The organism is Clostridium sp. BL-8, from assembly GCF_002006495.1.
In the GTDB taxonomy this organism is placed as follows: domain Bacteria; phylum Bacillota; class Clostridia; order Clostridiales; family Clostridiaceae; genus Clostridium.
The window spans coordinates 1-12,888 of record NZ_LZZL01000117.1; the positions used below are offsets into that span (position 1 = coordinate 1).

Annotated in this window: 19 protein-coding genes; 2 read left to right on the forward strand and 17 right to left on the reverse strand. The window is 28.8% G+C overall.

Translation table 11 applies throughout. From position 1 onward, the window contains the following. Window positions 1–162: 162 nt before the first annotated feature. The 9 genes from CLOBL_RS24585 to CLOBL_RS24620 all read right to left on the reverse strand — a co-directional run bounded on the left by CLOBL_RS24585 (window position 163) and on the right by CLOBL_RS24620 (window position 3,438). Complete coding sequence (locus CLOBL_RS24585; protein ID WP_077861416.1) at window positions 163–402, reverse strand: hypothetical protein; 240 nt, start codon at window positions 400–402, stop codon at window positions 163–165. Window position 403: 1 nt separating this feature from the next. After that, a complete protein-coding gene (locus tag CLOBL_RS24590) occupies window positions 404–724 on the reverse strand; it encodes a hypothetical protein (protein ID WP_077861417.1) in 321 nt (106 codons plus the stop codon). Between the two features lie 165 nt (window positions 725–889). Next, window positions 890–1,120, reverse strand: coding sequence for a hypothetical protein (locus tag CLOBL_RS24595; RefSeq protein WP_077861418.1), 231 nt, complete (start codon window positions 1,118–1,120; stop codon window positions 890–892). 147 nt (window positions 1,121–1,267) lie between these two features. After that, complete coding sequence (locus tag CLOBL_RS24600) at window positions 1,268–1,948, reverse strand: hypothetical protein (RefSeq protein ID WP_077861419.1); 681 nt, start codon at window positions 1,946–1,948, stop codon at window positions 1,268–1,270. 13 nt (window positions 1,949–1,961) lie between these two features. Further along, window positions 1,962–2,267 (reverse strand): putative phage tail protein, encoded by a 306-nt coding sequence (locus CLOBL_RS28705; protein WP_242953911.1) that lies wholly within the window; start codon window positions 2,265–2,267, stop codon window positions 1,962–1,964. Beyond that, entirely contained in the window at window positions 2,264–2,452 is a 189-nt protein-coding gene (locus CLOBL_RS28710) for a phage terminase small subunit-related protein (protein ID WP_242953912.1), read from the reverse strand. Before CLOBL_RS28710 ends, CLOBL_RS28705 begins: the two co-directional genes overlap by 4 nt. A gap of 121 nt (window positions 2,453–2,573) precedes the next feature. Further along, on the reverse strand, window positions 2,574–2,783 hold the full coding sequence (locus tag CLOBL_RS24610; protein ID WP_077861420.1) for a hypothetical protein: 210 nt from the start codon (window positions 2,781–2,783) through the stop codon (window positions 2,574–2,576). A 55-nt stretch (window positions 2,784–2,838) separates the two neighbouring features. After that, the gene (locus tag CLOBL_RS24615; RefSeq protein ID WP_077861421.1) at window positions 2,839–3,027 is read right to left on the reverse strand and encodes a hypothetical protein; all 189 of its coding nucleotides are present in this window, start codon (window positions 3,025–3,027) and stop codon (window positions 2,839–2,841) included. An 84-nt stretch (window positions 3,028–3,111) separates the two neighbouring features. Continuing rightward, window positions 3,112–3,438, reverse strand: a complete 327-nt coding sequence (locus CLOBL_RS24620) for a hypothetical protein (RefSeq protein ID WP_077861422.1) — start codon at window positions 3,436–3,438, stop codon at window positions 3,112–3,114. Between the two features lie 504 nt (window positions 3,439–3,942). Between CLOBL_RS24620 and CLOBL_RS28715 the strand changes: the two genes are divergently transcribed. Together CLOBL_RS28715 and CLOBL_RS28720 are read left to right on the forward strand one after the other, a co-directional pair. Next, the gene (locus tag CLOBL_RS28715) at window positions 3,943–4,626 is read left to right on the forward strand and encodes a transposase (RefSeq protein ID WP_242953913.1); all 684 of its coding nucleotides are present in this window, start codon (window positions 3,943–3,945) and stop codon (window positions 4,624–4,626) included. A 199-nt stretch (window positions 4,627–4,825) separates the two neighbouring features. After that, entirely contained in the window at window positions 4,826–5,170 is a 345-nt protein-coding gene (locus tag CLOBL_RS28720) for a hypothetical protein (RefSeq protein WP_242953914.1), read from the forward strand. 32 nt (window positions 5,171–5,202) lie between these two features. Here CLOBL_RS28720 and CLOBL_RS24630 read toward each other — a convergent pair whose 3' ends face one another. The 8 genes from CLOBL_RS24630 to CLOBL_RS24660 form a co-directional block, all read right to left on the reverse strand. Beyond that, window positions 5,203–5,412 carry a hypothetical protein gene (locus tag CLOBL_RS24630; RefSeq protein WP_077861423.1) on the reverse strand — a complete coding sequence of 70 codons (210 nt, stop codon included), beginning with the start codon at window positions 5,410–5,412 and terminating at the stop codon, window positions 5,203–5,205. Next, a complete protein-coding gene (locus CLOBL_RS24635; protein WP_077861424.1) occupies window positions 5,396–5,761 on the reverse strand; it encodes a hypothetical protein in 366 nt (121 codons plus the stop codon). Before CLOBL_RS24635 ends, CLOBL_RS24630 begins: the two co-directional genes overlap by 17 nt. Window positions 5,762–6,329: 568 nt before the next feature. Then, the gene (locus CLOBL_RS24640) at window positions 6,330–7,322 is read right to left on the reverse strand and encodes an AraC family transcriptional regulator (RefSeq protein WP_077861425.1); all 993 of its coding nucleotides are present in this window, start codon (window positions 7,320–7,322) and stop codon (window positions 6,330–6,332) included. Between the two features lie 79 nt (window positions 7,323–7,401). After that, window positions 7,402–8,184, reverse strand: coding sequence for an SDR family oxidoreductase (locus tag CLOBL_RS24645; protein WP_077861426.1), 783 nt, complete (start codon window positions 8,182–8,184; stop codon window positions 7,402–7,404). 307 nt (window positions 8,185–8,491) lie between these two features. Beyond that, window positions 8,492–8,626: a hypothetical protein gene (locus tag CLOBL_RS29060; RefSeq protein WP_278281360.1), complete on the reverse strand. Its 135-nt coding sequence runs from the start codon at window positions 8,624–8,626 to the stop codon at window positions 8,492–8,494. A 242-nt stretch (window positions 8,627–8,868) separates the two neighbouring features. Further along, window positions 8,869–9,588, reverse strand: a complete 720-nt coding sequence (locus tag CLOBL_RS24650) for a ferric reductase-like transmembrane domain-containing protein (protein WP_077861427.1) — start codon at window positions 9,586–9,588, stop codon at window positions 8,869–8,871. Window positions 9,589–10,251: 663 nt separating this feature from the next. Then, window positions 10,252–11,040, reverse strand: a complete 789-nt coding sequence (locus tag CLOBL_RS24655; RefSeq protein WP_077861428.1) for a hypothetical protein — start codon at window positions 11,038–11,040, stop codon at window positions 10,252–10,254. Window positions 11,041–11,360: 320 nt separating this feature from the next. Beyond that, window positions 11,361–12,605 carry a DUF5050 domain-containing protein gene (locus tag CLOBL_RS24660; protein WP_077861429.1) on the reverse strand — a complete coding sequence of 415 codons (1,245 nt, stop codon included), beginning with the start codon at window positions 12,603–12,605 and terminating at the stop codon, window positions 11,361–11,363. Window positions 12,606–12,888: the final 283 nt, after the last annotated feature.

Genomic DNA, 12,888 nt, shown 5'->3' on the forward strand with positions numbered 1-12,888 from the left:
TGCGATATTAAAATTCTTATAGACTTCCTATACCGTTTCTATAATATTCTTATAATTTTTCTATAGTAAAAATAAGCATAATAAAAAGACTAGATATTATATCTCAATCTAGCCCTAAAAATCCAAATAAGGAACTTCTTTTAATCGCTTCTACTACTACACCTAATTTTTCAATGATGCAGTAGCTGCTTTATTAGAATCTGTGCTTGTACTATCTGTTGTAGTTTGAGTAATTAATTGTGTAAATTCATCATATTCATCTGTAGTAATTTTATCTCCTGCAAGAAAAATATCCATAGTTTCCTGAATTGCAGTAAAGTTCTGATCTGCTGCAGCTTTCTTTAATTCTGCATTAATTCTATTCCTTAGTATATTTCCTAGTAATGTTTGCATTGTAGTCATTTTATATTCCTCCATTTATTATTTTATTTTTTTCTATTTCTAATATAGAATTTTCTATATTTAAAATAGTAGTTTCATCTGAATTTGATAAATAACTTGATATATCTGAAACTCTATTGTTTAAAGCTTCAGTTTCTTGATTTTGAAGTTCTATTGCATTTAATTCATATTTGCTGTAATAAACCACTTCTAATTGTTTGGTATCTAAATTAACTTTGTAGGATTTAGAATTAACAAGAGTAGTTGCTAATTCTTGATATTCTAATTCAATATAATCTATCTCACTTACAGATTTATCTTTAAGTTGTTCATATATTTCCATGTCTTGTTGTTTTGTAGTTTACTCTACATTTTCTGGTGTTACTATAGTCAACAAAGCATCTCCAGATAATAAATAATAAATTTTTACTTTTGCATTCATAATTCATTCCTCCTATTCATAACATATATAACTCCAACCAACGTATTCTGTTGAATAAAAGATGAATCAACTTGAAGTTATTGCAATAGCATTATTTGTTAAACCTGCAGATGAGCCTCCAGCTGTATATACAGTTGTTGTTCTATCCCCTATTAGTGATTTTATATACATATAATCTATCCCAGCAACACCATTTTGCCGAATTATAACAGTTGAAGGTTGATATCCAACATTTATTGCGTTTGATCCTGATGCTGGAGGCAAATTTTGTTGTATTGAAAATCTTCTTCCACCCATGCTTGATATTGTAGCTGTTCCATTTACTCCAAATATACTTTTACCACTAATGACATTCGAAGCAATAAAATTGCCATCATAAAGATTAAGTTCTGGTGCATATCAATTTATTAAATCAGTAAACTCGCCTTTACTTAGTATTCTAACTCATAATGTTCCATTTCCATCAGTCCATGTATCTTTTGCATTTTGTAAAGCTCCAAAAAGCAATGTTCCGTTTTTCTTAACTCCATCATCATATCCACTATAACCTTGAACTAAAAATGCTGGGTCAAGAACAGCATCTGCTATATCAACTACTGTTGGGCTTCCACTTACACCATTTATAGTTACTCCACTTTTAATATTTCCAAAAACTAAATTACTTAAATCTAAAGTACCTACTACTGGTCCAGCATCAGTTGTAGCCGTTTTATTTTTAACTATCTCACTTGGTAAAGCATTTCCACCACCTCCTTTACCCTGTAGTATAAAATCCGTTCCGTTATAACAGAGATTGTATGGTATATTAGCCTTAATATTATTTACTATGTTTCCAAAGCTATCTTTAATATTCTTAGCTCCATAGGAATTTAGATTTAATGTGCAATTTCCTGTTGCATCTGTTCCTACAAATAGAGTAAGCTTTGTACCTTTTGCTAAAGCTTTTATTCTATCTGATGTCCCTACATAAGCATTTGTTCCTGTCGCTGTTATATCAGGATAACTGTTATCATTTATAGTCTTCAATTGCGTATCTATAGCTGTAAAGTTATCTACAAAATCCTGTCTTTTCACATTATCTGTACCCTCTGGTAACTTCAAAGCATAATTTGCTGATTGTTGCATTTAATCATCTCCTTTAAGTGTATATCTCCAAATCATCCCACTTAATGATTTCTATATCGTTATAAGATAAGTTTTTGCTATCCAAATAATCCCAATATGTGTATGTATACTTAAATACATATCCTAAATGAGCTGGTTTAATATCTTCAAGCATATTGATAAATTCCTGCATGTTACGCGGAATTCCTTTAACACCTATAAACTGTATTGTAAATGTATAAGGTGCTGTATTCTCTATAACATTTACTTCTCCGCCCGAAAAAGTTTCAGCTACATTTTTAATCATTTGTATACTTGTTGTGCCCTGACCCTTTTTCAATTTCCTTTTACCTGTATTTTTATTTGCAACGTTGCATTATTTTCATTATCCCAATTATATCTATTTTTCCAACTTCTAATAGTCCCCTCTGGAATATCTAGCTTTTTCGATATCTCTATTAACTTACAACCTTTGTAGTATAATTTCTTAGCCTCTATTTGTTTCTCGTTTGGTGCCCTAGCCATTCCTCACTTTACCATATTATCTTTTTTCTTGAATAAAAAAAATGAGCCTTAATTTACAGCTCATTATTAAATAATTCTTTAAATATATTCTCAACTACATTTATAAGTGCTCAATAATATTCTATTTCCAACTATTTTTACATAACTGATAGACTTCATATATCTCTTGCTCTGAACACCCCTCAAATGCTCTATAGTTCCAGTCCCATCTTCCATGAGTTTCTCCATAACTTCCGCAGCTTCTTATTTTTGGATCTCCCATTACATTTAAATTAGGGTCTGTTCCTTTTACTAGAGAAATTAAATCTTTCTTATCTAAGTCAAGTCTCATATTTATATCCCCTTTGGTTTTATTACTTAAATTATATTCTAAATATTATATTCAATTACATTTTTCTTTCACTATTCTTAAAACATTCGAGTATGTCTTTATTACTAAATGGATTATATGATAGCTCCATTAGTTCACAATGTTCTTTGCAGCTTTTACATTCTGATGGAGATCTAGCACATACAACTATTCCTTTGTCAAATTTAATATTTAGTTTTAATTTTTTTCTTTTAGGTTTATCCATGTTAAAACTCCTTTCTATAAAATTAATTTAAGAAATCTAATTTATTGCATAAAAAAGAACCCTCATTATGAGAGTTCTTAGTTTCTATTCTGGCTTTACATCTAATTCTTCTGCTTCTACATCTAGCATATATGTAACTAATTCTTTGTCTTTACTTAATGATTCTATTATCATTTTGTCAATAAGCGACCTTGGCTCTGTCATTTCACAACGTACACCTTTTTTAAGTCTGAGTTTTAATCTTAATACACTGATTTCATTTATTAATTCTTCTACATCATAGGGTACCAGCTTTCTTTTTAAACCAGTTATAATTTTATTTGAAATTATTTTATTAGTTTTCTCATCAATTTCAGAACTGTAATTTAATTTTATTCCTATAGATATAATGTTGAATGTTTTCATTTCCATTGCATTTACTCCTTTATCTAACTAATTCTACAAACATAATTAATTATACAAAAAGAGAAAAAATCCTTCTAATAATTATAAATAATTTATAATGAACCAGTAGATTACTCTATACTCTTGCCATAGATGCTTCTCACATCCTTCAAAAATATATTTCTGTAGTCTACTGGTTTAAAATCATGTTTTTTTATTTTCAATCAACTTAGTTAGTATATTTATTTAAAATCTCAACTTTCGCAGATATAAATCGGCGGGAAAGCATTTATTTTCAATAAATAAAACAAAGAAACATCCCTTTTGGTATACTAGAATTGCTAAAAACACTAAACCAAAGAAAGGCATGCTTCTTACGAATTCTATTATACCAAATAATAATGATATAGAAAAATTTAATATAACAATCAATAAATTTTTAGTGTAAACAAAATTGGATATATTCTTAAACAATGCAATTTCTGCAAAGATAAAGGAATTTCTTGTATTAAAGTTTTAAAATTTATATTCATGCTCGTTTTTACCGGCAAAAATCTATTCAGAACTCTTGATTCTCAAGAATCATTAGAGTTTGAAAAAGATGTAGTTTATAGATTTCTTAATTCACCAAACTTTAACTGGAGAAAGTTCCTATTGTTATTGTCTTCATCAATAATTCAGAATATAGTTAAGCCTCTTACTTCAGAAGACAGAGTAAACGTACTTGTAATCGACGATTCACTTTACAGTAGAAATAGAAGTAAGCATGTAGAGCTTCTTGCAAGAGTCAGAGACCACGTTAGTCATAAATATGTCAAGGGTTTTAGACTTTTAACACTTGGTTGGTCTGATGGCAACACTTTTCTACCACTTGCTTTTACTCTTCTTTCATCCGAAAAGAAAGAGAATAGGTTATGTTCTGAAAATCAATCTATAGCTAAAAGAACCAATGGATCGAAGCTTCGAAAAGAAGCGGTTTTAAAATCTCCTGAAGTAATGCTTAACTTACTAAAGAAAGCTAAGGAATTTGGAATTCCGGCTTCTTATGTTCTTTTTGATAGTTGGTTCACTTATCCAAAAACTTTATTAGAAATAGAAAAGTTAAAATTCAATACTATTGCTATGGTTAAAGCCATGCCAAGGGTTTACTATAATTATGATCGAAAGAACTTAAACCTTAAAAGTCTTTATGCTTCGTTAAAAAAAAAGAGGTAAAGCTAAAATTCTTTCTTCAGTAATAGTTGGCATCGGTCATGATGACATCGGTGATGAAATAAATGCAAAAATTGTATTTGTTAGAGATAGAAATAGGAGCAGAAAATGGCTTGCTCTAATTTCTACTGATATATCTTTATCTGATGATGAAATCATCAGAATTTATGGGAAACGTTGGGATATTGAAGTTTTCTTTAAAATGAACAAATCATTTTTTAAACTTGGTAAAGAGTTTCAATGTCGTTCATATGATTCTATGGTTGCTCATACTTCAATAGTTTTCACAAGATATATAATGCTCTCAATTGAAAATCGTAACAACAAATTAAGAACAATTGGCGGTCTATTTTATCATTGCTGTGATGAAATGCAAGATATTAAATTTTGCGAAGCGTTGCAGCTTATTATTGATACACTAAAAAATGTTTTAACTGAAAAAATTATGCTTTCAAAGGAAATTATCAGTTCAATAATTGATCGTTTTATTGAAGCTTTGCCTTGCTATATCAAGGAAAAGCTATCGCTTCTATCCTGCGAAAATTGAGTTAATAACTTTTAAGTAACACATACTAAAAATCAATTATTATTAAATAATTCTTCTTTTTCAGCGTCAGATACCAATCTTTCACGATATTCTAAACTGTTAGGAATATTCTTATTTATTAAACAATTATGTTCTAAGCACTCTAAATATAATGCTACTTGGACTAAAGTATAAAGTTCAAAATCGCTATAATCATCTTCAAGTAAAACATATTTTTCAATAAATTCACATGATCCTTCCAACTCCATCATCTCCAAATTGATTAAAAATGTTGGTTGCCTTTTTAACTTTATCATAAGATGCATTAAATATTTTAGCTAACTCTTTTATACAATCCACAACTACAGATGCATTGTTCATAAGATCAAAAAAATCAAATGCACTACGACTATATTTTCCCGTATTCAATTCAAGGTCGTTCAAATAATCAACAGTATCATCAAGTCTATCCATTATGGCGCGAATTTTATCCCATGCACGATGCTTGCCATATTTTTTATTATATGAAATATTAATCTGCTCATTTACTTTGTTTCTTAATCTTTTAATTACATCAATATCAAGGTTAATTTTGAATACCTGATCTTTCATTGCATTATCCTTTCATAACTTATATATTTTTCAGTTTTTTTATTAATCATATATACTTTATGCATTCATTTTATTTTAAATATATTTTTATTGTAGCATGTTTTACCAATATAATCCTATGAAAAAAATACCACAAATTCATTTCTGAATATTGTGGTAATAGATTAATATTTAATTGAAATTGGCTTTCTTTAGATCAGTTAGTTAGAAGTTATCATGTTCCTAATGTCCCCTCAATGACTTCAATCATATTTAATTAATATTAAATCAACCCTCCATGTGATATGGTACTCCCAGCGGGATAGCACCTATACATTTTGATAAATTTTATCAAGTTTTATATGGTTCTGTAACCTGCTATTTTGCTACGTTTCAGCTAATTTATACATTTATCTATTGATTATAAAATTCACTCCAATATCGGAGGATAAACGCCGAACAAACGCTTTTTTATCTTTTTTGTATAAATCACATATAGAAATTAATTTGCTTTTTGATTAAAGAATATGTATATATAATTCGACAGGCCGTGAAGGAAGGTCCGAATACATTTCTTCAAATATAATAGCTAATTACTTGTTTTCTTTTTGTACTCACCTATAGTTATACCAGTCCATATATGAAATGCTCTTACAAAAGAATTTAAATCTTGGTATCCTAATAGGTAAGCTATATCATCACTAGATATATCTGAATTTTTTAAATAATGCCTTGCAAGTAGTTCTCTGGTATGGTTTAGCTGTTTTTGGAATGTAGTATCTTCTTCCTTTAATTTTCTTTGAAGCGTTCTTGTGCTACAACCTAATTTTGATGACACATCATCTATACTTCCTTCTCCTGCCGGTAAAAGTTCTATAAGTGCACTTCTAACTCTGGCTGCATAAGTGTCATCTATGTCCAATTCGCTAAGTCGTCTTTTTAGTTCTGGCTCAAAATACTCCCACATAACATTATTTTGGCTTATAAAAGGACGTAGTGCATCTTCCTTTGATATAGTCAATATATTTCTTGTTCCTACTTTAGGTCTTATTCCAAAAAACTTTTCATAATTATCATTATTTATCTTATGCTTTGTCATAACTTCTTTAGGTATAATATGAGTTTTAGTAGCATTTCTCATAAGTTGTACTAAAAATACCATTTCTGTTGCAACTAAAAACTCTGGCAATTCATTTTCTTCATTTTCAAAAGTCATCTCTAATGTTATATTATCTTTATTTTCATTAACTATGAATACCAATGGTCCTATAAGTTTTTTATATGTCGATATTCTTTTCATGCAAGTTAATACATTCTTACTGCAATAAGCTGCAAATATAGGCGGAGAAAATGTTTCTATATTTTCTATTGTACCAATCTTTATCGGGATGCATTCATCACTTGACAACTCTTTTAGTGTTTCCATAAATTCTATATATTCAATTGCTGTTAACGAAGGTATTTGATGACTAAATAAATCTTCAGGTAAGTTAGATTTTTTTAGTACTTCTGCAATTGATATACCAAGACTTTCGATTAAATCTGCAAATTTTCTATCTAGTATAAATTTATTATTAAACATTTAAACTCCTTCCATATCTATCTGTAGATGTTTATTTAAAATACGGATTAGTGTATCTCCATCTTTAATTTATTAATTTTTATTTTTCTTGTTGTATTTGATATATTTGTTTTAACATTAATTTTTTAGGCATAAATTGTAACATACTCATCATAACTTTTTGAGAAGCTGTAACACCTGCAATAATATCTAATTTACCTTGTAACATTGCATTGTAACCCTCTTTTGCTACAACATGTGGGCTTCCTGTTTTAGCAAATAAAGGTGTATTACTCATATCAGATGTTTTTGCAAATTCTGTTTCTGTTGCACCAGGTAATAATGCTGTAACTGTTACATTTGTATCATGTAATTCTTGTGCTATCGCATTACTAAAAGATAAAACGTAAGCTTTTGATGCATAGTAAACAGCCTGTAATGGACCAGCCATAAGTGCTGCTGTTGATGATACGTTTAGTACCTTACCACTATTTCTTTTTACAAAGTCAGGCAAAAATAATCTTGTTAAAGTAGTGAGTGTTACTATATTAACTTGAATCATTTGTAAATCTAATTCCATTGGACGCTCATGGAAATAACCACGTCCTCCAAATCCAGCATTGTTTATAAGGTAATCTATTTCGATACCAGCTTCTTTTACTTCATTATAAATTTCAATAGGTGCCTGTGGCAATGTTAAGTCCTTTGTAATAACTGTTACTTTAATATTATATTTCTTTTCTAATTCTTGTTTTAGTTCATTTAATTTATCCTCTCTTCTTGCAATTATAACAAGGTCTCCACCATTTGCTGCATGAATGCGAGCAAATTCTCTTCCTATTCCACTAGATGCTCCTGTAATTAGTGCCACTTTTTTACTCATATATAACCCTCCTTGTTTTACAGATGTAGTAATCATCTCTTGTGTCAACAAATTTAACTTCATCTTATGTTAGAATTATATTCTTTATCTCATTAAATTTTAACATCATTGCACGCCATTATTTCTGTAATTTACGCCACAGTATTCCTTATTGATTATAAAAGGTTACTTATTTATACTGGACATATACATTTACATAAGCTATCATTTACTCATCCAATGTAATATAATAATATGTTTTTTAATACAACCCAAAGTATTTCTCCTATCTCTTCACCTTTTATTGATCAAAACGATTATCCGTTACTTATGATACAGTTTCCTCTTCATTCTGATACTTTTTTATTTCATAAAACCATGATTCTAACGTATTTTTTAACTCATTACATTTACTTAATGGTAAGTATTGAGTTTCAATCCATACTCCTTTATTATTGCCCATCATATAGCACGCAACTACTTCAAAATACGTTAATACATTATTTTTATGTTAACGCCGTCGTAAGTGGCGGTAAATAATTTGTGATTACATGTGCTTTTTTATGTTGTACACTTCACCTTATTGTATAACTAAATATATTACCAATCATAAAATATTTTGTGAATGCAATACTATAAGATAACAAAAATACCACAATCTCATTTCTGAATAATGTGGTATTAATAGTTAATATATATGTAACTTTAATTGTTGACCTTACTAAATTCTAGAGTGCTCATTGATATACTCCTGTTTTTATACTTCATTAATCTGAGAACCATATAGCTGCCAAAAATTAATGTATATACTGCTAATCTTAGCCAATCAATTTCCTTATCATTTAGTAATATAAATACGATATGGATATATGCTAGCAAATAAAATAAATAGGCCCATTTTTGCAGCTTCTTCCACTGCGGCCCTTTCATCTTTCGTCTTACTTTTTTTAATGATGTTATAAACAATGGTATCATTAAAATAAATCCTATCATTCCAACTGCAATATAACTTAAATACAATATAGGAAATGTACCTTCACTCATGATTTTAGGAAGTTTCAATATTAGAAATCGAACAAAATATATAGTTCCATGCGGTAATATGGTAATACATCCTAAGATAGCTAGCTCTGCTCTTATGCTCCTCAATTTTTTAGTTATTTGCCATCTGGAGTTCAAAGCTCCAGCATACATTACTAAAATAAAAAATGCTATAGATATCAAGCCTCGCATCGATACTTTTTCAAGTACAAGAAGAAATCCATCTAGCTTTGCATTAGATGTTATTCTTAAGATTTCATAGATAGATGTGGTTATTGCAATAACTCCTGCTATTGTGTAATAAATATAATAGCGCTTTCTAATAGATTCTGTGAAAAATACTGCTAAAACTGTTACTAAAACTAATGTACAAATAAAATTCATTTTGTTACTCCTTGTAATAATAATTGATAATGAATATCATTATTATATTTTATCATCTTTACCAAGTCAAGCTTTAATAGGATTATTTTTTAATTAGCAGCAAAAATACCACCACATCATTTCTTAATGTTGTGGTAATAGATTAATATTTTTTGATACTGAGTTTTCAATTGAAAATTTAATTGAAATTGGCTTTCTTTAGATCAGTTGATTAGAAGTTATCATGTTTCTATTAAGATTGTTAAAGTAAATCTTAATATTATATTATTTTAAAAATTATTAATTATACACTCTGTCCACTCAATGACTTCAATCATAGTTAATTAATATTAAATTAACTCTCCATGTGATATGGTACTCCCAGCGGGAAAAACCTTGCATATATTTATAAATTCTTTTGCAAAAATAATCCTATATAAATCATGTATTTCAGCCGCTTTACAGATAATTATATACATTCACAAAATAGCTTGTACACTTTAATATGTTTATAAAATGTCGGTATTTTGTAGGTATTCCGACCAATAATTGACCCACCATCCTTTCTTTATAATTGAGGGATATAAAAAACACACCATTCATTTAGAATAATGTATTTGTTGTCACATCATAATTTAAAAGCATTGTGTAATTATATTTCTAATATCTGCGAGAAATTGAACTTTATCGTCCTTCTAAAAAGTATCTATTAGCTTCATTTGTAAATGTTGTAGGAGTCCATTCTTTTTTCTTAAATGACTCAGCGCTTATAACGTCAAGTAAATACTTGTCTAATGGTAATCTATCTTTTACTTTCAAGATGTGTAATCCATCCCTTGTACCAAGACCATCTTTTATGATTGATTCTGCATCAAAATATATTCTAACTCCAGGTATATATTTTATATCTGGAGTTATACAAACAGATCCTAACTGTCTTGAATTTACAACTAATTCTCCACATCCTTCTAATACATCCAACATAATGTAATCAGAATAATCATCCGGCTCTAACATCGGTTTAAGTCCAATCTCTAATATACTTATTCCCTGCTTCTTTAATTCATTTGGAGATAATAATACACCAGATTTTTTAATGCTCTCCCAAGATTCTTTTGTAGTACTATGCACTAAATATTTTCCATCACTTTCTCTAAATTCATTATCCGAATGAAAATTATCAAACATCTCAAGAACCTCATCAAAATTTATCTGCTTAGGTAAACTTAATATTACGTTTCTTCCATGTTTGGTTTCATAAGTCAAATAATCAAATAATCTTTCATATTTAGAATCTACTTCCGGATTCACCCGAACAACATATACCATAGTATTCTCATATATATTACTATGATGTCCAATCTCTTCATCGTAAATAAATACCGACCATTCTTTTCCATAATACCCCGTTGTAGTAAATGGATTTAATTTTGTTGGATTCCATCCAATTGGTGCTTTGTATATTTTACACATAATATCCTCCATGCTATTTTATCTCTTCCATTTATTTAATATAAATAATCTATACTACAAATAAGTTTTACTCAATACTTATTTACTATTTTATTCCAATTATAACATATTCTTTAATTTATGTATTCTTAAAATTTCATTTAGGGAAAATTGTGTGTCTAAATGGGGGCATGTGGTCTGAAACAACTATTTCTATTAAGTTTTACATAGTAGGGGGGAATATGATTTAAATCTTTTTTATTCGTTCCTTATTAGTACAGCACATTAAAATCGCAAATTCATATTCTGAATACTGCGATTTTACAATTTATTATTTGGTTTTAGCTATTTACAACTGACTTATTACTGCCATCTAACTTAATCTTATAAAATTTGTTATCAGACCAATTACTATAATATATCCATCCATCCATTACTTCTGACAGCCTACTGACCTCACTATTCAGTTTAGTTTTATCAGTTCCATTAATAGTAATTTTATAAATATTTCCTCTTGTCTGATCAAGAGGGAGTATCATTGCAGTATGCCCGTCATACGGATTATTACTATAGTATATCCAATTTCCACTCACTTGAATATCCCAGCTAATATCATCATTTAATTTCTTCTCGTCTGTACCATAAATACTAATCTTATATAATTTATCCTTATCATCACCGTTACTAAAATAAATATTATCTTCACTTAGTTTTAAGAATCTTGCATAATGATCACAGATTTTTATTCTGTTAATACCATCTGTACTCATTTTAAATATCTGTTGATTTCCAATGTAGTATATAAAATCCTTGTATATATTTATATTATCAACTATTTGATCAGTAAGTTGGATTTTGTTTTTTCCATCAATATCAACTTTATATAATCCACCCTTAATCACATTATTATCATAAGCTTTAGGCCCTAATGCATAATATATTGATCCTTTATAAAGAACAGCATCCATAATATAATCATCATTTGTTAGCTTAATTTTTTCATTATCTTTTATCTTGTATATGCCTTCGCTACCTGGATATCCAATTGTCGTATCCACATAGTAAACCCAATCATCAGCAACTCCAATAATATCTCCATATGCCTGTCCAATGTATGTTTTATTTGTTCCATCAAGATTAACTTTTGATAGCTTACCAGATTCATATAGCCAATCCCCATCTTTAACTATTGATTTTCTATTGATTACTTCAGTTTCATCAGTTATCCTTTTAGATTGCGAATCAACATTTGACAAAGTATTTTGCGATGATTGAATCCACACTCCATAAGAGTCTAATTTACAACCATTAATGGTAGTGTTTTTAAGCATGGCACCATTACCATCTAAATAATACCATTTGTCTCCCTTCTGTATCCAACCAGTTTTCATATACCCATCTTGTCCAAAATAATACCAATTTCCGTCAATCTCCTTCCAACCTACTGACCATGAACTTCCTTCTGTATTCCACCAACCATTTGAGTCTTGTTTCCATTCTGCACTTGCGCCTATTGGATTTAATGCTAATACTGAAACTACTACTAGTGAATTAACTATTGCTTTTGTTAATTTTAACATGTTCATTTCTATTTCTCCACTTCTTTTTTCCTATACCATAATTTACTATTTCGTATTAATTATAGCATATTTTGTAACTATCGCATTATTCAATTTTCAAAGAACATTTTTAATTTACTACGCACCTTCTACATATTGTAATTCACATTTGTCACTCTCCTGACATATTAGCCTATTATAATAAAATCATAAACAACAATAAAAGCTTTTTTTCATAAATATTTACCCTTATAAATATATAAATAAAGAGTAACATTCATATTCCCCGTATGATATGTTGCTCTTTATT